The sequence below is a fragment of the Nocardia brasiliensis ATCC 700358 genome, assembly GCF_000250675.2.
GTDB classification, from domain to species: domain Bacteria; phylum Actinomycetota; class Actinomycetes; order Mycobacteriales; family Mycobacteriaceae; genus Nocardia; species Nocardia brasiliensis_B.
In genome coordinates this window covers 2,539,086-2,559,599 of the sequence record NC_018681.1, presented here as the reverse complement: position 1 = coordinate 2,559,599, position 20,514 = coordinate 2,539,086, and the positions used below count along the sequence as shown (strand labels likewise).

At 67.8% G+C, this 20,514-nt stretch carries 19 protein-coding genes; 12 read left to right on the top strand and 7 right to left on the bottom strand.

Annotated elements, in window-relative coordinates; genetic code table 11:
• The first annotated feature begins 25 nt into the window (after positions 1-25).
• From O3I_RS11480 to lipA, 4 genes are all read left to right on the top strand, one after another.
• Positions 26-934 (top strand): TIGR01777 family oxidoreductase, encoded by a 909-nt coding sequence (locus O3I_RS11480; protein WP_014983077.1) that lies wholly within the window; start codon positions 26-28, stop codon positions 932-934.
• Positions 931-1,467, top strand: a complete 537-nt coding sequence (locus tag O3I_RS11475) for a GNAT family N-acetyltransferase (RefSeq protein WP_014983076.1) — start codon at positions 931-933, stop codon at positions 1,465-1,467. Before O3I_RS11480 ends, O3I_RS11475 begins: the two co-directional genes overlap by 4 nt.
• Positions 1,468-1,579: 112 nt before the next feature.
• The gene (gene lipB / locus O3I_RS11470; protein WP_014983075.1) at positions 1,580-2,278 is read left to right on the top strand and encodes a lipoyl(octanoyl) transferase LipB; all 699 of its coding nucleotides are present in this window, start codon (positions 1,580-1,582) and stop codon (positions 2,276-2,278) included.
• 75 nt (positions 2,279-2,353) lie between these two features.
• Positions 2,354-3,370 (top strand): lipoyl synthase, encoded by a 1,017-nt coding sequence (lipA, locus tag O3I_RS11465; protein ID WP_014983074.1) that lies wholly within the window; start codon positions 2,354-2,356, stop codon positions 3,368-3,370.
• A 680-nt stretch (positions 3,371-4,050) separates the two neighbouring features.
• On the opposite strand, the gene O3I_RS44795 is transcribed toward lipA, so the two are convergent.
• Entirely contained in the window at positions 4,051-4,422 is a 372-nt protein-coding gene (locus O3I_RS44795) for an Rv3235 family protein (RefSeq protein ID WP_272944292.1), read from the bottom strand.
• 1,358 nt (positions 4,423-5,780) lie between these two features.
• Between O3I_RS44795 and O3I_RS11455 the strand changes: the two genes are divergently transcribed.
• From O3I_RS11455 to O3I_RS11440, 4 genes are all read left to right on the top strand, one after another.
• Positions 5,781-6,110 carry an ArsR/SmtB family transcription factor gene (locus O3I_RS11455; RefSeq protein WP_014983072.1) on the top strand — a complete coding sequence of 110 codons (330 nt, stop codon included), beginning with the start codon at positions 5,781-5,783 and terminating at the stop codon, positions 6,108-6,110.
• 341 nt (positions 6,111-6,451) lie between these two features.
• Positions 6,452-7,117, top strand: a complete 666-nt coding sequence (locus tag O3I_RS11450; RefSeq protein ID WP_041563667.1) for a cation transporter — start codon at positions 6,452-6,454, stop codon at positions 7,115-7,117.
• 207 nt (positions 7,118-7,324) lie between these two features.
• Positions 7,325-7,846, top strand: coding sequence for a GNAT family N-acetyltransferase (locus O3I_RS11445; RefSeq protein ID WP_014983070.1), 522 nt, complete (start codon positions 7,325-7,327; stop codon positions 7,844-7,846).
• A 183-nt stretch (positions 7,847-8,029) separates the two neighbouring features.
• The gene (locus O3I_RS11440; RefSeq protein WP_014983069.1) at positions 8,030-8,476 is read left to right on the top strand and encodes a hypothetical protein; all 447 of its coding nucleotides are present in this window, start codon (positions 8,030-8,032) and stop codon (positions 8,474-8,476) included.
• A 10-nt stretch (positions 8,477-8,486) separates the two neighbouring features.
• On the opposite strand, the gene O3I_RS11435 is transcribed toward O3I_RS11440, so the two are convergent.
• Entirely contained in the window at positions 8,487-9,830 is a 1,344-nt protein-coding gene (locus tag O3I_RS11435; protein ID WP_014983068.1) for an MFS transporter, read from the bottom strand.
• 142 nt (positions 9,831-9,972) lie between these two features.
• Between O3I_RS11435 and O3I_RS11430 the strand changes: the two genes are divergently transcribed.
• Positions 9,973-10,386 carry a RidA family protein gene (locus O3I_RS11430; protein WP_014983067.1) on the top strand — a complete coding sequence of 138 codons (414 nt, stop codon included), beginning with the start codon at positions 9,973-9,975 and terminating at the stop codon, positions 10,384-10,386.
• Positions 10,387-10,547: 161 nt separating this feature from the next.
• Positions 10,548-12,752, top strand: a complete 2,205-nt coding sequence (locus O3I_RS11425) for an elongation factor G-like protein EF-G2 (protein WP_041562561.1) — start codon at positions 10,548-10,550, stop codon at positions 12,750-12,752.
• Between the two features lie 58 nt (positions 12,753-12,810).
• Here the strand turns inward: O3I_RS11425 and O3I_RS11420 are convergent, their stop codons facing one another.
• Complete coding sequence (locus O3I_RS11420; protein WP_041563666.1) at positions 12,811-13,716, bottom strand: tyrosine-protein phosphatase; 906 nt, start codon at positions 13,714-13,716, stop codon at positions 12,811-12,813.
• Positions 13,717-14,075: 359 nt separating this feature from the next.
• On the opposite strand from O3I_RS11420, the gene guaD reads away from it, so the two are divergent.
• Positions 14,076-15,422, top strand: coding sequence for a guanine deaminase (gene guaD / locus O3I_RS11415; RefSeq protein ID WP_014983064.1), 1,347 nt, complete (start codon positions 14,076-14,078; stop codon positions 15,420-15,422).
• 142 nt (positions 15,423-15,564) lie between these two features.
• Here the strand turns inward: guaD and O3I_RS11410 are convergent, their stop codons facing one another.
• The 4 genes from O3I_RS11410 to glnA all read right to left on the bottom strand — a co-directional run bounded on the left by O3I_RS11410 (position 15,565) and on the right by glnA (position 19,735).
• Positions 15,565-17,040: a carboxylesterase/lipase family protein gene (locus O3I_RS11410; RefSeq protein WP_041563665.1), complete on the bottom strand. Its 1,476-nt coding sequence runs from the start codon at positions 17,038-17,040 to the stop codon at positions 15,565-15,567.
• A gap of 438 nt (positions 17,041-17,478) precedes the next feature.
• Positions 17,479-17,808, bottom strand: coding sequence for a DNA-binding protein (locus O3I_RS11405; protein ID WP_202804928.1), 330 nt, complete (start codon positions 17,806-17,808; stop codon positions 17,479-17,481).
• A gap of 95 nt (positions 17,809-17,903) precedes the next feature.
• Positions 17,904-18,191: a hypothetical protein gene (locus tag O3I_RS11400; RefSeq protein ID WP_041563664.1), complete on the bottom strand. Its 288-nt coding sequence runs from the start codon at positions 18,189-18,191 to the stop codon at positions 17,904-17,906.
• Positions 18,192-18,298: 107 nt separating this feature from the next.
• The gene (gene glnA / locus O3I_RS11395) at positions 18,299-19,735 is read right to left on the bottom strand and encodes a type I glutamate--ammonia ligase (RefSeq protein WP_014983060.1); all 1,437 of its coding nucleotides are present in this window, start codon (positions 19,733-19,735) and stop codon (positions 18,299-18,301) included.
• A gap of 282 nt (positions 19,736-20,017) precedes the next feature.
• Between glnA and O3I_RS11390 the strand changes: the two genes are divergently transcribed.
• Positions 20,018-20,473 carry an RDD family protein gene (locus O3I_RS11390; protein ID WP_014983059.1) on the top strand — a complete coding sequence of 152 codons (456 nt, stop codon included), beginning with the start codon at positions 20,018-20,020 and terminating at the stop codon, positions 20,471-20,473.
• The last annotated feature ends 41 nt before the right edge of the window (positions 20,474-20,514 follow it).

The window sequence follows — 20,514 nt, the reverse complement described above, 5'->3', positions numbered from 1 at the left end:
GCCACAGGAAGGTCATCGTGCGCGCATGAAGGTCGTGATCGCCGGTTCGTCCGGGCTGATCGGGACAGCGCTCGTCGCGGCCCTGCGCCGCGACGGGCACGACGTCGCCCGCCTGGTACGCAGGCGGGCGGCGGGACCGGACGAGTTCACCTGGGATCCGGTCCGCGCCGAAGTGGACGACCGCGCCCTGCGCGGCGCGGACGCGGTGGTGAACCTGTGCGGTGCGAGCATCGGCCGCCGTCGCTGGAACGGCAGCTTCAAACAGGAGCTGCGCGACAGCCGGATCACCCCCACCGACGTGCTCGCCGCGGCGGTCGTCGCCGCGGACGTGCCGACGCTGCTCAACGCCAGCGGCGTGCACTATTACGGTGGCGCGACCGGTGACCGGGTGGTCGACGAAACCTCTTCCGCCGGTTCGGGTTTCCTGGCCACCCTGTGCCGCGATTGGGAAGCCGCCACCGCCCCGGCCGTCGACGCCGGCGTCCGGACCATCCTGTTGCGCAGCGCCGTCGTGCTGTCCGGGCACGGCGGCATGCTCGGCATGTTGCAGCCGCTGTATTCGCTCGGCCTCGGCGGACGGCTCGGCAGCGGACGCCAGTACACGCCGTGGATCTCGATGGCCGACGAGATCGGCGCGATCCTGTTCGCGCTCGGCCACGACACCCTGCGCGGCCCGGTCAACGTGGTCGGTCCGGCCCCGGTGACCAATGCCGAGTTCAGCCGCGCGCTCGGCCGCTCGCTGCACCGGCCGACACCGCTGGTGGTGCCCGCGTTCGCGGTGCGCGCGCTGCTCGGCGAGTTCGCGCAGGAGGCGATCCTGCACGGCCCCAGAGCAATTCCCACGGCCCTCGAGGAGGCGGGCTACGAGTTCCAGCACCCCACCGTCGGCGCCGCGCTGGCGGCCATGGTGGGTCGACCCGGAGACGATCGATGACCGACCAGCTCGACACCCGCCCCGCCTCCCTCATCCGGGACGCGCGGCCCGCGGATCTGCCCGCCATCCTGGCGATCCACAACGCGAATATCGCCACCTCCACGGCGATCTGGGATCTGGAGCAGGTCGGCCTCGCGGAGCGCGAGGCCTGGTTCGCCGACCGCACCGCGGCGGGTCTGCCGGTGCTGGTCGCCGAGGTCGACGGCGAGGTCGCGGGATACGCGAGCTACGGTCCGTGGCGCCCCAAGGCGGGTTACCGCTTCACCGTGGAGAATTCGGTCTACGTCGACGACCGGTTCCAGCGCCGCGGCATCGCCACCGCGCTGCTCACCGAATTGATCGAGCGGGCCCGCCGGACCGGCTCGGTGCACGCGATCATCGCAGGCATCGAATCCGGCAACACCGGCTCCATCCAATTGCACGAGCGCTTCGGCTTCCGCACGGTCGGCGAGTTCCCGGAGGTCGGGCACAAGTTCGGTCGCTGGATGGACCTGACCCTCATGCAGCTGACGCTGCCCGTGCACGCGCGCTGACCACGATCCGGGAACTGGCGGCAATCGCCCACCCGGCCCGGTTCCCCTCGTGTGGTGAGCAGCACAGGGCACTGGTGGAAAGCCGTAAAGGCTCCGGCGTACCGTCAGGGTTGTGAACGACACGCGCACCACGTGGTCCGCTAGATTCGATACGACCCCGATCGTGGTCGAGGATCTCGGACTCATCGACTACCACGACGCCTGGGAGCTGCAACGCAAACTCGCGGCAGAGCGGGCCGAGGGCCTCGGGTCCGATCACCTGCTGCTGCTCGAGCACCCCTCCGTCTACACCGCCGGTCGCCGGACCGAGGCCGAGGATCTGCCGATCGACGGCAGCCCGGTGGTCGAGGTGGATCGCGGCGGCAAGATCACCTGGCACGGCCCGGGACAACTGGTCGGCTATCCGATCGTGCGGCTCGCCGAACCGGTCGACGTCGTCCATTACGTGCGCCGCCTCGAAGAAGCGCTCATCACCGTCTGCACCGGCATGGGACTCACCTGCGGCCGGGTCGAAGGACGGTCCGGCGTGTGGCTGCCCGCCACCGACGTGTTCGCCGAACGCAAGATCGCCGCGATCGGGGTGCGGGTGCAGCGCGGCGTCGCCCTGCACGGCATCTCGCTGAACTGCAACTCCGCCATGGACGGCTTCCAGGCGATCGTCGCCTGCGGTATCCGCGACGCCGGCGTCACCACGCTCAGCCGCGAGCTCGCCCGGGAAGTCACCGTCGCCGAGGTCAAACCGCTCGTCGCCGACGCCATCACCAGGGCGTTGAACGGCGAACTCCCGGTAACCGCGCACGACATCCGCTGAGCGCCGGTTATCGCACACGTCACACCCACCGGAGGGGTCGCGAGCGGCCGGGCCGGTAGGCGTAGTGTCGATCAAGTGACCTCAGCTTCAGCACCGGCAGGACGCAAACTGCTACGCATCGAGGCGCGCAACGCGGAGACCCCGATCGAGCGCAAGCCTCAGTGGATTCGGACCAAGGCGAAGATGGGCCCGGAGTATTCCGAGCTCAAAGGTCTGGTCAAACGCGAAGGCCTGCACACGGTCTGTGAGGAAGCGGGCTGTCCCAACATCTTCGAATGCTGGGAAGACCGCGAGGCCACCTTCCTGATCGGCGGCGAGCAGTGCACCCGGCGCTGCGACTTCTGCCAGATCGACACCGGCAAACCCGCCGCACTCGACCGGGACGAGCCGCGCCGGGTCGCCGAGAGCGTGCAGGCGATGGGCCTGCGCTACTCGACCATCACCGGTGTCGCGCGCGACGACCTCGCCGACGGCGGCGCCTGGCTCTACGCCGAAACCGTGCGGGCCATCAAGGCTTTGAACCCGAACACCGGTGTCGAACTGCTCATCCCCGACTTCAACGCCGTGCCCGAGCAGTTGGACGAGGTGTTCGCTTCGCGCCCCGAGGTGCTGGCGCACAACCTGGAAACGGTGCCGCGCATCTTCAAGCGGATCCGTCCCGCCTTCCGCTACGAGCGGTCGCTCTCGGTGCTCACCGCCGCGCGCGAGGCCGGGCTGGTCACCAAGTCCAACCTGATCCTCGGCATGGGCGAGACCCCGGAAGAGGTCACCCAGGCGATGCGCGACCTGCACGAGGCGGGCTGCGACATCCTCACCATCACCCAGTACCTGCGTCCCTCGCCGCGGCACCACCCCGTCGACCGCTGGGTCAAGCCGCAAGAATTCGTCGACCATTCCAAGATGGCCGAGGAGATCGGTTTCGCGGGCGTGATGGCCGGACCGCTGGTCCGCTCCTCCTACCGCGCGGGCCGGCTCTACGCCCAGGCGATGGCGCACCACGGCCGCGAGATCGCCCCCACCATGGCGCATCTCGCCCAAGAAGGCTCCGCATCGCAGGAAGCGTCGTCCGTCCTGGCGCGCTTCGGCAGCTGATTCAGTAGCCCCGGCCCGCATCTGTCCTACAGGTGCGGGCCCGTTTCCATGCGCGTCGCCGTCCGCCCCGCGGATGGGCGCACCGCGACCTCCACCGACGCGCAACTGCCGGACCTCGAGCGTTGCGGCGTGACGCCTCCAGGCAGCCGACGCGACGCACACCGGTCACGAGACGCGCCACCACGAGCACCACTTCGCGCCGGAATCTGAACCCCGTGGGTCGAGCACACAAATCCTGCACGCCGGCGACGCCCCCGAGCACGCATAGGCTGTCAGGTATTTCACGAGCGTTGCGGCAGCGCGAGCACAGCCAGCCGACGCGACGCGGGTCGGCATCACATGCACAGCTGCGAGAATCGACTCGCGCCGGAATCCGAACCTCCGCGAGCCCGAGCACAACGATGCGATGGGCTGCCGCGGCACAAGCACGACCGGTGTTCCTAGTTGCCATTGGCCCTGGGCTCGGATGATGCGGGCCGCCAGGACGAAATCCCTTGAACCCCGGTCCCCTTCCGCGCAGACCTCGGCACTGTTGGCGTCGAACATCGGCACAGTTACCCGGCCCAGCACCGCGACGCTCAGGCCTCCCCCAGCTCCCAAGCCGCACCCTTCTACGACTCCGCAACGTTCTCAGCACGCCGGAGCTGGCGCCACCGTAGACATGGTGCGGGCCTGCTGGATCACCGCACGCGCAGTGCAGTCAGGCGCCACTGGCCGCGGGTTCGGGTGATGCGGGCGGCCAGGGCGAAATGCCTTGGGCCCCGGTCGTATCCCGCGCAGACCTCAGCGGTTTTGGCGTCGACCATGCGCACGGTTACCCGGCCCGGCACCGCGACACCCAGACCCCTGCCCGGAATCACGTCGGTGTTCACCATCGTGCGCAGCGCGGCGACGATGCGGGCGTCGGCCACCGACGCCATGTGCGTGACCAGCCGCCGATGGTCCAGAACCTCCAGAACCAACCGAACCACCCACCGCGCAAACTCCTTGGCGGACAACACCGCTTCCGGATCCGGGTCCGTCCCACACCCCGCCCGCGACTTGGACCGCATGGCCCCGGCCCCACCCTGCGCCCGCCCACTCGGCCGACACCCTGCGACCTGCCTATCCGCGCCGGACTCATCCTTGGGCCCATCCGACCGACGCTTGTCCGCGCCGCGCTTCTGCGCAAACTCCTTGGCGGGCAACAGAGACACCGGGCCCGCGTCCGCGCCACACCCCACCCGCGACTCGGACCGCATCGCCCCGGCCCCACCCTGCGCCCGCCCAGTTGGCTGGCACTCTGCGATCTGCCCATCCGCGCCGGACTCATCCACCGGCCTATCCGACCGACGCTTGTCCGCACCACGCTTCTGCGCAAACTCCTTGGCGGACAACAGAGACACAGGATGCCCTTCCGCCCCACACCCCACCCGCGACTCGGACCGCATCGCCCCGGCGCCACCCTGCACCCGGCCAGTCGGCCGGCACCCCAGAGTCTGCCTGCCCGCGCCGCTCACCCGCCCATCCGTATCGCACCGCGGTGCGAGGCCTGCCCCGCGCCCTCCCGCACTCTCACTCGACTGGCAACCTTGCGCACGCCTATCCGGTCGGCCATCCTGCCCGGCTGATGGGATCTCCTGCACGCAACCCGACCGTCCCCCTTCCACACGCTCACCCGACCAGTTTCCCGGCGCGAGCGCACGCGATCGGCTCTGCGGACGGCCGCCCGAGCGGCACCCGAGCCTGTCATCGGAACGGCACCCCCGTGCACTGCCGTCTGATCGGCGCTTTTCCACAGGCCCATCAGATCGGCATCCATGCACGCCTGCCGACTGGTATCCGGGCACGCACACATCCGACTCGCAGACCTCCGCACACCGGCCCGACTGGCGACCTGGCGCGCACATATCCGGTCGGCTTTCCTCTGCCCGCCCATCCCATCGGCATCCCTGCGGCTTGGCAGTCGACTGCAACGCTCGATCCGATCCGGCCACCTGACCCCCTCGTTGCTTCCCCACTCTTCGGAGCCCCGATTTTGCTCCGTCGCCACCGGATCTCACGAGTACTCCACTACCCGACCCGCCACCCACAGACCGTTCACACACCTCACAGGGCATACAACTGCTGTGAACCGTATGGAAGCTCTGTGCGTCGACCGCTCGGCCCGGGCCGCGAACGCGGCAAACCGGTCGTGGGCGCGCAGCTGGCGCGGCGGCGTCCACTTACGGTTTGCTGCCGACTGTGGGCCGGGTGGGCTCGACGCACCATCAAGGCGCGCAGGTTTCGAGGAGCGCGCCGGCAAACTCGCACCACCGCTCAGCTGCGGTCGTCATGCTCGACGAGTTCTGCTGACTGTCTCGCGACCAGACAACCGCTACCCGATTGTTCAGAGTTTTATGAATACATCTAAATCTGTACTATCTATCGAGTGGAGACTTTGCAGCACAGTGACGCGCTGGCTCGGTTCGGGCACGCGTTGTCCGATCCGACGCGGACTCGGATTCTGTTGAGTTTGCGGGTCGGTGCGAGCTACCCGTCCGAATTGGCCGAGCAGATCGGCGTATCACGGCAGATACTGTCCAATCACCTTGCCTGCCTTCGAGGTTGCGGACTCGTCGTCGCGATTCCGGAGGGCCGCCGCAGCCGCTACGAACTCGCCGACGCCCGCATCGGCCACGCCCTCGGCGACCTCCTCGGCTTGGTCCTGGCCGTCGACCCCGCCTGCTGCCCTACCGCTGACGAACAAGGGTGCTGCTGATGTCCACACCACAGGGCATGCCCGCGCAGCGTGCGGCATCCGTGCCGCCGGCTACGCCGCGAGCGAATTCCGCACTGCCGGAGCCGATTCCGCTTTCTACGCACCCGAGCAAGATTGCATCCAGCTCCGCATCCGCACCTACACCCGCCGCACCCGCACCCGCACCCTCCACCTCCGCGCCCGCCGCCTCCGCACCTTCCAGCTCCGCATCCGCAGCCGCACCCTCCACATCCGCACCGACGCGCGACGACGCGGGCATCCGCATCGAGACCGGGCAATTCGACGGCACAGGCAGCGAAACCCTTTCCCTGCCCGATGCGCACACCGCCAGCGCGATCGACCTGATACACGGCGCCACGCCCCTAGCCCCCGCCAGGCGAGCCATACTGTCCCGACGCATCCGATGGTTCGTCGCCGCGACGATCACCTACAACGTGATCGAAGCGATTGTCGCGTTGAGCGAGGGCGCTCGGGTTTCGTCGACGGCTTTGATCGGGTTCGGGTTGGACTCGGTGATCGAGGTGTCTTCGGCGGCGGCGGTCGCGTGGCAGTTCGCGGGACGGGATCCGGAAAGGCGGGAGAAGGTGGCGCTGCGCATCATCGCGTTCTCCTTCTTCGCCCTGGCCGCCTATGTCACCGTCGATGCCGTCCGCGCACTGCTCGGCGTCGGCGAAGCGCAACACTCCCCGATCGGCATCGGCTTGGCCGCGGCCAGTCTGCTGGTCATGCCGGTGCTGTCCTGGCTGCAGCGCCGCGCCGGCCGCGAACTCGGATCCGCTTCTGCCGTGGCCGATTCCAAACAGACCCTGCTCTGCACCTACCTGTCGGCCGTCCTCCTCGTCGGCCTCCTCCTCAACGCCCTCTTCGGCTGGTCCTGGGCCGACCCGCTCGCCGCCCTCGCCATCGCCGCCATCGCCGTCCGCGAAGGCCGCAACGCCTGGCACGGCCAAACCTGCTGCCCCACCCCGTCCCACCCCATCGAAACCACCTGCTGCACCGAACACTGACCGCCGACACTCCGTGACGGTTGCCGCCGGAACAACCACACCGGGCCAACAGCCTGTCGCGGACACCGACCACTGACCTCCGGCACTCCGCTGACCGTCGTCGCCGGACAACCTCGCATCGGTCCGGCCGCTTGGCGCGAACGGTGACATTCGTGGCGCGCGGCAAAACACTTGCCGCACCACCCGTGGGATGCGCAAGATGACCGAGTGCTGCTATCCGATGGCGTTGTCGCACTTCGCCCGATCACGATGGCCGATGCCGAGGCGCATCTGGCCGGCGAGGACGACGAGCTGGCACGGTGGCTGAACGGCGGCCGCGGGACTTTGGAAACCGTCGTGCGACATATCGATCGGTGCATCCAGCAGTGGGAGCAGAACGGAACGAGCCGAACCTTCGCTGTGCTGGATATCGCGAGCGGAGCGCTCACCGGAACGGTGGACGTGCACACCAGAGAGCCGTATCTGGCTCTGCGCCAAGCGAATCTGGCTTACGGGATATATCCGCAGTGGCGCAAGCGAGGCATCGCCACCCGCGCGGTCGAGCTGGTGTGCCGGTATCTACGGACCGCCGACCTCGCCACTTACGCCGTGATCCGGGTCGACCCGGACAACCACGCGTCCGCGGCGGTCGCTCTGCGTGCCGGGTTCTTCTACAGCCACCACACCGCCGCAAGCGCGGACGAGGGACCGATCGACTGCTACCTGCGGGCCGTCACTCCCCGACGCTGAAACCGCTCCGCTCGCACGACAACGGCTTCCGCCTCGATGAGGAACTCCCGCCGGGGACTCGGTCCACCCAGCCGACCGAACTCTTCCAGCTGAGCCGATACCCCAGGCATCCTCGATCGACGCCCGCCACGGCGGAACACGCGGCTTCACACGCGATCGACGTGCAGTACCGAAGGAGTTTCCATGGGGTTCCGTCCACATCGCCTGACTCGGATTGTAATCGCTTTTATCGCAACAACTTTCACCGCAACCGGGATCGCGGCAGCCGACACCATCGGTTTCAACACTGCCGACCGCAGCGTCATCTGCCTCATGGGCGACGCCGAGGTGAAGTGCGCGGTCGCGCCGACTGCGGCGAACATCACCCTGCCCGGCCCGAAACCCTGTGGGGATTCTTCGATTCCGGTGTTCACGATCGGCCTGTCCGGTCGGGCGTCCGCCCAGTATTCCTGTGCCAGTTTCGGATATCCCGGCAACGAGCGGGTCGTCCGGCCGGGTGAGCGCGTCACGCACGCGGGTTTCCTGTGTGTCGCCTACGCCGATCGGGACGGCACTGCGGGGTACCAGTGCGCCAATCACGATCACAACTTCTGGGTTTCCCGCAACGACTACCACATGAGCGGCTACTGAAGCCCGAAACTCATTCGGGTAAAGCCTGTTTCGATTCGACTGCCGCTTGGGTGCGCGCAAGGATCCGCTTCCACAGGTACAGCACACCGACCGCGGAGGCGATCATGCAGGCGCCGACCACCCAAAGTCCCGCACGCTGGGTGCCGGTCCAATCCTTCAGCCAGCCGGTGATGTAGGGCGCGGCGAAACCACTGATGTTGCCGATGGAGTTGATCAGTGCGATGCCCGCGGCGGCGGCCGCACCGGACAGGAAGGTGCTCGGCAACGCCCAGAAGGTGGGCAGGGCGGCGAGGACGCCGACGGCGCACACGGTCACCGCGGCCATGGCCGCGAACGGGTTGCCGAGATACAGCGCGACCGGAATGGCGAGCCCGCCGATCAGGGCGGGCAGCGCGACATGCCAGGCCCGCTCGCCGGTCCGGTCGCCGTGCCTGCTCCAGAGCACCATCACCACCGCGCCGATGACGTACGGCACGGCGTTGATCAGGCCGCGCTGCACCACCGAGTAGTGCGTGCCGTACTGCTCTTGGAAGCCGTTGATGATGGTCGGCAGGAAGAAGCCGAGCGCGTACAAGCCGTAGACGATGCCGCCATAGACGAGCGCGAGCCCGAGTACCCGGGAATCGGTGAGCGCCTTGCGCAGCGTCCACTGTTCTTGTTTCTCCACGGCAGCTTGTTCGGCGGCGAGTTCGCTGCTGAGCCATTGCCGTTCGTCGCGGGTCAACCAGCGCGCCTGGGCGGGGCTGTCAGTGAGATAGAACCAGGTCACCACGGCGAGGAAGATCGCGGGCAGTCCTTCGACGAGGAACATGAACCGCCACCCGCTCAGCCCGAGCACCCCGTGCCCGTACTGGATGATCAGGCTGGACAGTGTGGAACCCAGCGCGGTGGACACGGGCACGGCCACCATGAACAGGGCGACGATCTTCGCCCGCTGGTTCTGCGGGAACCAGTAGGTGAGGTAGAGCAGGATGCCGGGGAAGAAGCCCGCTTCCGCGACGCCGAGCACGAAACGCAGGATGTACAGGACGGTTTCGTTCGGCACGAAGGCCATCGCGGTCGCGACCAGCCCCCAGCTGGCCAGGATCCGGGCGATCCAGCGGCGCGCGCCGAAGCGGTGCAGCGCCACGTTGCTCGGCACCTCGAGCACCAGGTAGCCGATGAAGAAGATCCCGGAGGCGAGGCCGAACGCCGTCTCGGTGAGCCCGAGGTCGGCTTTCATTCCGCTGGGTCCCGCGAAGCCGATATTGACCCGATCCAGATAGTTGACGAAGTAGAGCAGCCCGAGGAACGGCACCAGTCGGATTACGACCTTGCGCAGTGTCGCGCGGGAAACGTCGGGTGTGACATCCATCCGCGCACTGTCCCATATCGGGCATCAGGTTTCAGCCGATACGAGCGGCCGATCGGTATCCGGCCGGAATGGTCCGCCGAACGGCAGGTGACAGCAGAATCGAACGAGTCGCACCCGCGCCGGAGCCGACTACGCTGACGCCATGATCAACGAGAGGTTCTCCGATATCCCGGGCGTCGCACCGGGTTTCGGCTACGCCCACGCGGTGACCACCTCGGGTGGACTCGCCTTCGTGTCCGGTCAGATCGCGGTGGACGCCGCGGGCAACGTGGTCGGCCCGGACGATCTGGCCGCGCAGACCAGGCAGGCGCTGACCAACCTGGAGAACGTGCTGCGCGCGCTCGGCGCCGACTGGACCGACCTGGTCAAATTCACCTGGTTCGTGACCGATGTCAGCCAGTTGCAGGTGCTCCGCGACGTCCGCGACGAGTTCCTGCGCCCTGCGCTCGGCGACCGGCCCAATCCCGCGAGTTCCCTCGTTCAGGTGGCCGGGTTGTTCCGGCCGGAGTTCCTGGTCGAGGTGGAAGCCGTTGTCGCGCTGCGCGACGTGAGCTGAGCGGCGGGGACGACCTCCTCGCGCACCGAAACCGCACGGTATGCCCAGGTCGGAACCTGATATTCGGGGTATCGGATCTGGCGATCCCGGCACGGAGCGGGACCGCCGGTGGGAAGCTCGAAGTACCGCAGGTGTCGGGGCGCGAGGAAGCGAGACGCACAGTGGACAAAACGAGCGGATCTGCTGGAGGCAACGGCAGAGTACTTTCGGCCGAGCGGCCGGAACAGATACGAAATGTGGTCCTGGTCGGGCGCAGTGGATCGGGCAAAACCACGCTGGTGGAGGCGTTGGCGCTGACCACGGGGACGGTGAACCGGGCAGGCCGGGTCGAGGACGGGACGTCGCTGTCCGATTACGACGAGATCGAGCATCGGCAGCACAGGTCTGTGCAATTGTCCGTGGTGCCGCTCGCCTGGGCCGGGATGAAGATCAACCTGCTGGATACGCCCGGTTACGCGGACTTCGTCGGCGAACTGCGGGCGGGTCTGCGGGCCGCGGATGCCGCGCTGTTCGTGATCTCGGCGGCCGAGGGCGCCGAAGGCGTCAGCGGCGCGACGCGCGCGCTCTGGGAGGAGTGCGCAGCGGTCGGCATGCCGCGCGCGATCGTGATCACGCACCTGGACACCGCGCGGGCCGACTACGACGAGATGACCGAGACCTGTCGCACGGTACTCGGCGGCGGCGCGTCGGAAAACATTCTGCCGCTGCATCTTCCGGTGTACGGACCGAAGAGCGCGGACGGTCATCGACCGGTCACCGGACTCATCGAACTGCTGCCCAACTGCGTGGTCGACTACTCCTCCGGTGAGTGCGTCCAGGCCACGCCCACGCCCGAACAGCAACCGCTGCTGGACGAGGCCCGCAACCGGCTCATCGAGGGCATCATCGCCGAGAGCGAAGACGAGTCCCTGATGGACCGCTATCTCGGCGGCGAACCCATCGAACTCGCCACACTCGTCACCGACCTGGAACGCGCGGTGGCCCGGGGCAGTTTCCATCCGGTGCTGTTCGGCGCGCCCGCTCCGGAGGGTGCGAAGCAGGGGTTGGGCACGGTCGAACTGCTGGACCTGATCACCGGCGGCTTCCCGACGCCGGCCGAGCACATCGTCTCGGCCGTCACCGCAGCGGACGGCAACACCCGCCGCCGGCTCGACTGCGACCCCGACGGGGTGCTCGCGGCCGAGGTGATCCGCACCGCCTCCGACCCCTATGTCGGCCGGGTGTCGCTGGTTCGCGTCTTCTCCGGCACGCTGCGCGCCGACGATACCGTGCACGTCTGCGGGCACGGACTCGAGGAACGCGGGCACGAGAGCCACGACGTCGACGAACGGGTCGGCGCGGTCTCCGCGCCGTTCGGCAAGAGCCAGCGCCCACTCGGCCAGGCGATCGCCGGCGATATCGCGTACGTCACCAAGCTCGGTCACGCCGAAACCGGCGACACCCTCTCCGGCGTGGACAAGCCGCTGCTCATCGAGCCGTGGCAGATGCCGGATCCGTTGCTGCCCATCGCCATCACCGCGCACAGCAAGGCCGACGAAGACAAGCTCTCACAGAGCCTGGCCCGGCTGGCGGCCGAGGATCCCGCGGTGCGGCTCGAGCACAACATCCAGACCCATCAGCTGGTGCTGTGGTGTCTGGGCGAGGCGCATCGCGATGTCGCGCTGGAACGATTGCGCACCAGGTTCGGCGTGCAGGTGGACGTCGTCGAGCATCAGGTGGCGCTGCGAGAGACGTTCGCGGGCAAGGCTTCCGGACGCGGCAGGCACGTGAAGCAGTCGGGCGGGCACGGGCAATACGCGGTATGCGAGATCGAGGTCGAACCGCTGCCCGGCGGGTCGGGCATCGAGTTCGTGGACCGGGTGGTCGGCGGAGTCGTTCCGCGCCAATTCATTCCGTCGGTCGAGAAGGGGGTGCGCGCTCAGGCCACCCGCGGTGTCGCCGCCGGATATCCGCTGGTCGACGTGCGGGTCACGCTGTTCGACGGCAAGGCGCACTCGGTCGACTCGTCCGATGCGGCCTTCCAGACCGCGGGTGCGCTGGCATTGCGCGAAGCCGCGGCCACGGCGGGCGTTGCCCTGCTGGAACCGATCGCCGACGTTTGGGTCGTGGTCTCCGACGACTACGTGGGCCCGGTGTTGAGCGATCTGTCCGGCCGGCGCGGTCGCGTCCTGGGCACCGAACCACATGGCGTCGGCCGCACCAGAATTCACGCCGAGGTGCCCGAACTCGAACTCAGCCGCTACGCCATCGATCTGCGTTCGCTCTCGCACGGCACCGGCGATTTCAATCGCACCTACACCCGGCACGAATCGATGCCGAACCAGCTGGCCGCGAACCTGCGCGGGCAAGGCAAAAAGAAGTCCTGAGAACAGGATTCGGGCCCAACCACCGTCTGGTGCATGGGCCCGAACCACTTCCGGTCGATCAGCTGACAAGGTTCTTGCGCAGCTTCAGGATGGTGCCGGCGTCCAGCCCGAGGCCCTGGGTGAGGAACTTGCCGAAATCGCCGTAGTCCTGCTCGATCTTGGCGACGGCGACGTCCAGGTACGCGTCACGCACCTCCTGCAGCGGAATCAGCAGATCCGGATTCTGCATCAGCCCCGCCTGTTTCACCTGCTGCCGCAGCGCCGCGTCCGCCGCGGCGCGATACTGGTTGGACAGCAGATAGTCCTGCCGCGCAGTGCGTTCCGGCACGCCGACCGCACGCAAGGTGACGTACGTCAGCCAGCCCGTGCGGTCCTTGCCCGCGGTGCAGTGGTACAGCGTCACCTTGTCGGTGGCGGCGAGATCCTTGATGGTCTGCCCGAACGCGGCCCGCGACTGCTGGGTGAAGAAGCTGGCGTAGACGCCCTTCATGATCTCCTCGGCCTTGCCGTTGCCGAGCATCTCCTCCTGCTTCACCGGATCACGCAGCTGGATCACCGAGAGCAGCTTCTGGAACAGTCCGGTGTCATCGATCGGCCTGGCCACCGCCTGCGCGCCCGGGATCGGCTTGTCCGCGCCGGCGAACTGCACCTCGGCCGGGGTGCGGAAGTCGATCACCTTCTGCACTTTCAGGCCCGCCAGCTTCTGTACGTCAGCGGCGGTGAGCTTTTCCAGCGAGTCGGCGCGAACGGCTTTGCCCGACTTCACCTTCGCTCCGTCATAGGTGCGATATCCGCCGATATCGCGGGCATTGATCGCGCCTTGCAGATCGATCTTCCCGCCCGCCGCGATCGCGGACTCCGCCTGCGCGTCCGGTTGTGCGGTCGCGAACGGCGAGGCGGTCGTCGCCGTCAGCGCGAAGGTCGCCAGCACTGCGGCGAGTAGCGAAACTATTGAGTACCTCATGGCGCGGGACAGTAGGGCGCGCGACGCGGCCGCTGCCGGGTTTCCCGGTGATCCCGCCGTAGTTGCCCCGCTCACCGGAATCACCGCGCCGACCAGCGGGATCACCGCGCCGGACAACGGGATTCAGGCTGGACAACCGAGCAGATTCCGCACCCGAGGCGAGGGTGAGCGCCAGGAACACCTCGTGCCCCAGCGTGCGAATATCAGCAGGCGCTCGCCGCGATGGAGAGTTAGCAGGCGGCCGCACCGTACAGAGTTCCCCGCGCCCACCTTCCTCGGAGATCATCCCGGTTGGCCGCCGCTCTCGCAAACGCGCGCCGGGCCCGCCCCTCGGATGTCGAACAGCTAGCGTCGAGGACATGGCCGAACGCGTGGAGCTGCCCGCCGTTTTCCGCGGCACCGTGTTGCATTTCCTGCGCGATCCCGGCCCCGACAGCGCATCCGACGCATGGGAACTGTTCGAGGACGGCGCGCTCGCGATCGCCGCCGACGGCACCGTCGCCTGGGCGGGCGAGTGGTCCGCGCTGCCGGAGCGACTTCGCGGCACGGTGGTCGATCACCGGGGCAGGCTGATCGTGCCCGGTTTCGTGGACGCCCACATCCACTACAGCCAGTACGACATGATCGCGAGTTACGGTGCGCGCCTGTCGGATTGGCTACAAGACTACGTGTTTCCGGCCGAGCAGGAGTTCGCGGATCCCGCGCACGCGCGCCACATCGCCGAGCGCTTCCTCGACACCTTGCTGGCCTGCGGCACCACCACCGCGAGCGTGCACCCGACCGTGCATCCGGCCTCGGTCGACGCGTTCTGCGCCGCGGCCCGAGCCCGTGACCTGCGGATGACGTGCGGCAAAGTGCTGATGGACCGGCAGCCGGACGCGCCGGAGTTCCTCCGGGACCGGACGCTGTCCGACGCCGAAAACCAGACACGCCAACTCCGCACCCGCTGGCACGGGAACGGTCGCCTGACCTACGCGATCACGCCGCGCTTCGCGCCGTCCTGCACGGACGAGCAGCTGGCCTGGGCCGGTCGACTGTTCCGCGAGTTCCCGGATGTCGCGTTGCAAACCCATGCCGCGGAGAGCGGTCCGGAGACCGCACAGGTCCTCGCCCGCTTCGCCGACGCCCGTTCATACCTCGACGTCTACGACCGCGTGGGCATGCTCGGCCCCCGTTCGCTGTTCGCCCACTGCGTGCACATCGACGCGCGGGACCGGTCCCGGCTGGCCGAGACCGGTGCCGCCATCGCCTTCTGCCCCACCTCGAACCTGTTCCTCGGCAGTGGACTGTTCGACCTGCCGGCCGCCTGGCAGGCAGGCATCCGGGTCGGCCTCGGCACCGATTGCGGTGCGGGCACCAGCTATTCGATGCTGCGCACGCTCAACGAGGCGTACAAGGTGGTCATGCTCAGCGAGTCGGCGAAACCCGAAGCCCAGCGCACCAGCTTGGACGCGCTGCGCGGGTTCTACCTCGCCACCCTCGGCGGCGCCGAAGCGATGTACTGCGACGAGCGCATCGGCAACTTCCGCGCCGGCAAGGAGGCCGACTTCGTCGTGCTGGACTGGGCCGCCACCCCGGTCCTCGCGCACCGCGTCGACCGGGCCCGCGACATCCATGAACGGTTGTTCGCCCAGATGATGCTCGGCGACGAGCGTTCCGTGGTGGCGACCTACGTCATGGGACGGCGCGCATACGCCCGGCCTTAGGCCTTGTCTCGACGTCCGGCCGGATGCCTTCGCGGTTCCGCCCGTCGCCCGGCAAGTCGGGCCGGTGCCGTGGATGTCTCGGCGACGCGACGGCCAGGCGAGCTGAACCGCACAAGCGCCGGATGGGACTTCGAGGAAGGGCCTAACGCCGGGCCGCGCGCAACTCCTCGGCGCGCGGGTCGTACACCAGCTGCAATTCGGGGTGATCGAACACGCGCACCGGGCGGGTGGCCGCATCGAATCGCTGCCAGCCGGGATCGCCGTTTATGACGAAATCCACCCAGGCGCGGTGCATTTCGTCGGCGAGCGGCTGCGGCGGGTTGGGGCCGGTGATCGCGTGCGCGGACGCGAGACGGTCGAAAATGAATGCGGTCTCCAGTGCGTGACATGCACCGAGCCCGTCCACTCCGGAGGGCCAAGCGAATTCGTAGACAAACGTCGGCGCGTGCGCACAGGCTTCCGCAAACCGCACGATATCGGCTCGGAACGCGACATCGGTGAAGACCGCGGCCAGCAGATCCGCGGGCGTCGCGCTCGGCCGGTTGGCGGCGAAGACGTCGGCGAGTTCCGGTGCCATTCCGTAGCGGCTGAGGAAGAACGGCAACGTTTCGGCGGTCACCGCGGCGGCGACACCGGTCGGCATCAGGAAGAAGCGGAACTCCTCCGCAGCGTAGCCGCAGAGCAGCGGCAGCGCTCGATCCGGTTGCGCCTCCAGCACTTTCAATGGCGTGTCCGTCAGCATTTCCCCGTCGACCACCGGGAAGAAGTTGAGGATGCCGATCCCGTTGGTGATGAACGAGGCGCCCCAGCGTTCCGGCGACGGATCGATCATCTGGTCCAGCGCCACCGCTTCCTGCGCGTCCAGCAGTTCTTTCTCCTCGAGTGCGCCGAAAGCGGTTGCAGAGGGCTCTATTCCGAGCTTCGCCGCCGCGGCGGCCGACAATTTGCGGGCATCGTCCATGGGTGCGGCCGCGACGGTGGTGCCGTTCTGGATGATCGCGCGTCGAAAAAGCCCCTGCGCCAACGGAGAAGCCAGCAGCGCGGCCACGCTCATACCGCCCGCGGACAGGCCGCCGAGCGTGACATTGCCCGGGTCACCGCCGAAGGCGGCGACATTCTCCTGCACCCAGCGCAGCGCGAAGATCTGGTCGTGCAGACCACGGTTCGCCGGCGCGCCGTCCAGCACCGCGAACCCGGCCATACCGACGCGGTAGTTCATCGACACCACCACGACGCCGTCCCGCGCGAAGGCGCTGCCGTCGGCCACCGCGCCCGCATTGGAGCCGCGTGAGTATCCGCCGCCGTGGATCCAGACCAGCACCGGCAGGCCGCTCGTGCCCGGATCCGGCGTCCACACATTGAGATTCAAGTACTCGTCGCCCGGCACCCGGTTCATGGTGACCAGAGCCTGGATGCCGTCAGGATAGGGCCCCTGCGGGCAGGTCGCGCCGTACGTCACCGCGTCGCGCACCCCCACCCACTTTTCCACCGGCTTCGGCAATTCGAACCGCGCCGCCCCCACCGCCGGTGCGGCATAAGGAATCCCGAGAAACGCATACACCCCCTCCCGGACCACACCCCGAACCTTTCCCCCACTGACCGATACAACCGTTTCCACGGTCCCCTCCTTCTCCCCGTTCGTCCGCAGCGATCCCACGAACCCCACCCCATACTTCCCCCACCACCTCTGATCGAAACCACACCCCCACAAGCGAATCCCCAACCCGAATCCAGCGGCACTACAGCGGAGCGGTCTCCCAGGGACTGCCGCGCGTTTAACCACCCCGCGCACGTTCCGCCACCCCCGCGCGCGTTCCACCACCCCCGCGCGCGTTCCGCCACCCCCGCGCGCGTTCCGCCACCCCCGCGCGCGTTCCGCCACCCCCGCGCGCGTTCCGCCACCCCCGCGCGCGTTTCACCACCCCCGCGCGCGTTTCACCACCCCCCGCGCACGTTCCACCACCCCCGCGCACCTAATCGCGCGCCGCGCGCGTGTCGGTCGACTGACACGCGCGCGGCGCGCGATTAGGTGCGCGGCAGGTTATCGCCGACGAGCCTATGCAGTGATCAGGCGTATCGCCGGTCCGCAGAGTCGCCGCATGCCATCGGGGTCGCTGGTAAGCATCAGAACCGGCGGCGCCTGGCGTACAGCCATTTCTGCGACGACGGCATCGATCGCGTGCTCGTGCCCGTGCAGTCCGACGTCGAGGAGCAGGACCGAAGCGGCTTTGGCGGTGCTGTCGTCCACCGGTTCGATCCGGAGGGCCGACAGCAGCCAGGCGAGGCGAGCCCGGTCCGTTTTTCGGTGGACCGCTTCGATGATCGTGAGCGCACTGATCACGACTTCCATGCCACGGGAACGCGCTTCGGCGACCAACGCGACCACCGACAAAGAGTCATCGAGGAGCCGGGACAGTCCCTCGCAATCGAGGACCAACGTTCCGGCTTGCACTGTCTTCCGGCTTTGGCGCCCAGACTTGTTCAGCTTGCCGTGTGCCACTGTCCCGACTCACCCAGCGCATCATCGAACAGTTCCCGCGCACGCCGACGCTCCGCCTCGGGCAGCGGTCCGATCCGCCGCTCATGATCGGCGATGTACTCGTCGAGCAGCATCCCGCGCAACTCCCGCTCGACCGCGGAGGCGATGAACGACGAGAACTCACGCTTCCCCACCCGACGGCGAATCGCCTCGGCCGTACCTTCCGGCAGCGAAAGGCTGACCCGGGTAGCGGGCCCCTCCCCGATCCGATGCTCCGGCTCTGCGCTCACCACATCAGATTATCAATCGAAGTAGGAAACAGCAACGCTCCCCGGAAATGGGGCGAGCCCTCCCGCGCCGTTGCGGGAGGGCTCGAAACCACTTGGGGTCCTACGACTTACACGTCGAAGTAGAGTTCGAACTCGTAGGGGTGCGGGCGCAGGTTCACGGGAGCGATTTCCTGGTCGCGCTTGATGTTGATCCAGGTCTCGATCAGGTCGTCGGTGAAGACGTTGCCTTCGGTCAGGTAGTCGTGATCCTGCTCGAGGCGGTCGATGACCGTGGCGAGGCTGGTGGGGGCCTGCGGGATGTTCTTGGCCTCCTCCGGCGGGAGCTCGTAGAGGTCCTTGTCGACGGGGGCCAGCGGCTCGATCTTGTTCTTGATGCCGTCCAGGCCGGCCATCATCATGGCGGCGAAGGCCAGGTACGGGTTGCCCGAGGAGTCCGGCGCGCGGAACTCGATGCGCTTGGCCTTCGGGTTGTTGCCGGTCACCGGGATACGCACGGCCGCGGAGCGGTTGCGCTGCGAGTACACCAGGTTGATCGGGGCCTCGTAGCCCGGCACCAGACGGTGGTAGGAGTTCACGGTCGGGTTGGTGAACGCCAGCAGCGACGGCGCGTGGTGCAGGATGCCGCCGATGTAGTGCCGCGCCAGATCCGACAGACCGCCGTAGCCGGCCTCGTCGTGGAACAGCGGCTTGCCGTCCTTCCACAGCGACTGGTGCACGTGCATGCCCGAGCCGTTGTCACCGAAGAGCGGCTTCGGCATGAAGGTGACGGTCTTGCCCTCGGCCCACGCGGTGTTCTTCACGATGTACTTGAACAGCTGCAGGTCGTCGGCCGCGCCGAGCAGGGTGTTGAACTTGTAGTTGATCTCGGCCTGACCGGCGGTGCCGACCTCGTGGTGGCCGCGCTCGAGCTCGAAGCCCGCGTTCTGCAGGTTGGTCGAGATCTTGTCGCGCAGGTCGACGTAGTGGTCGTACGGTGCGACGGGGAAGTAACCGCCCTTGTTGCGCACCTTGTAGCCACGGTTCAGGGTGCCGTCCGGGTTGAACTCGGCGCCGGTGTTCCAGGAGCCCGAGACCGACTCGATCTCGTAGAAGGCGCCGTTCATGGCCGAGTCGTACCGGATCGAGTCGAAGATGTAGAACTCCGCCTCGGCACCGAAGTACGCGGTGTCGGCGATACCGGTGGAGCGCAGGTACTCCTCGGCCTTGCGCGCGATGTTGCGCGGGTCGCGGCTGTAGGCCTCGCGGGTGAACGGGTCGTGCACGAAGAAGTTCAGGTTCAGCGTCTTGGCCGCCCGGAACGGGTCGAGGCGCGCGGTGCTGAAGTCGGGCAGCAGCAGCATGTCCGACTCGTCGATCGACTGGAAACCACGGACGGACGAGCCGTCGAAGGCCAGCCCTTCCTCTGCGAGGTCGGTCGTGAACGCCTTCGCCGGGATCGAGAAGTGCTGCTGCACACCGGGAAGATCACTGAATCGGATGTCGACGTATTCGACTTCTTCATCAGCAAGAAATTTGATGACCTCGTCGGCCGTGCTGAACGTCACTTGTTCTCCTTACGGATCGGTTCCCAGCCAGTGTCGATTGCATGGGTTCGTCGCGTCCAGACGGTATGGACGCGGTGTTTCCCCGCAGTCAAGGCTGTGTTTCGCCAGTGTTACACGTGCCGCTGGCCAGGTGACCCGGCCCACCCGGGCGCCACCAGCATGGTAATCCTGCCATCCGCGCAGGCCCGCGCCGACGTGAACTCCTCTTATGTCACGCACGCATGCACGGCTCGTAAGCGCTCCGACGCCGGTCGGCCGGTCGCGCCCGCATATTGTGGGGGCATGGCACGCATGACGGGATCGTGGCTCTCCGGCCCTTCGGAGGGATCCGGCGACCAGGCAAACCCCGAGTACCCCGGCAAAGAATTGGGCCTGCCGAAGTCCGGCGCCGGATCACTGTCCGGCATGGCCCGCCGGATCGCCGCGCTGTTCGTCGACTGGCTCATCGCCCTCGGCATCGCCGCGATCATCATGCGCGGCGGGTCGGCTTCCAGCCTCACGCTGCTGGTCTGGTTCGTGATCGGGGTGGGGGCGGTGACCATGTTCGGGTTCACCCCCGGTCAATACTTCTTGCGCCTGCGCACCGTCCGGATCGACGCGCCCGTCCCCGTCGGCATCGTCCGCGCGCTGGCCCGCCAGGCCCTGCTGGTCTTCGTGGTGCCCGCCCTCTTCACCGACTCGGACGGGCGCGGCATGCACGATCGCGCGACCGGGACCGCGCTCGTCCACTCGCGCTGAGCGCCGAGGGGGAACTGGTGGCGGCATCGCCCGAGAGCCCG

What these genes read in the sequence shown, in the direction of transcription:
- O3I_RS44795 (WP_272944292.1), bottom strand. Translation starts at nt 4,422, where the DNA reads ATGCGGTCCAAGTCGCGGGCGGGGTGTGGGACGGACCCGGATCCGGAA.
- O3I_RS11480 (WP_014983077.1), top strand. Translation starts at nt 26, where the DNA reads ATGAAGGTCGTGATCGCCGGTTCGTCCGGGCTGATCGGGACAGCGCTC.
- O3I_RS11390 (WP_014983059.1), top strand. Translation starts at nt 20,018, where the DNA reads ATGGCACGCATGACGGGATCGTGGCTCTCCGGCCCTTCGGAGGGATCC.
- O3I_RS11430 (WP_014983067.1), top strand. Translation starts at nt 9,973, where the DNA reads ATGATCAACGAGAGGTTCTCCGATATCCCGGGCGTCGCACCGGGTTTC.
- O3I_RS11435 (WP_014983068.1), bottom strand. Translation starts at nt 9,830, where the DNA reads ATGGATGTCACACCCGACGTTTCCCGCGCGACACTGCGCAAGGTCGTA.
- O3I_RS11475 (WP_014983076.1), top strand. Translation starts at nt 931, where the DNA reads ATGACCGACCAGCTCGACACCCGCCCCGCCTCCCTCATCCGGGACGCG.
- O3I_RS11440 (WP_014983069.1), top strand. Translation starts at nt 8,030, where the DNA reads ATGGGGTTCCGTCCACATCGCCTGACTCGGATTGTAATCGCTTTTATC.
- guaD (WP_014983064.1), top strand. Translation starts at nt 14,076, where the DNA reads ATGGCCGAACGCGTGGAGCTGCCCGCCGTTTTCCGCGGCACCGTGTTG.
- O3I_RS11420 (WP_041563666.1), bottom strand. Translation starts at nt 13,716, where the DNA reads ATGAGGTACTCAATAGTTTCGCTACTCGCCGCAGTGCTGGCGACCTTC.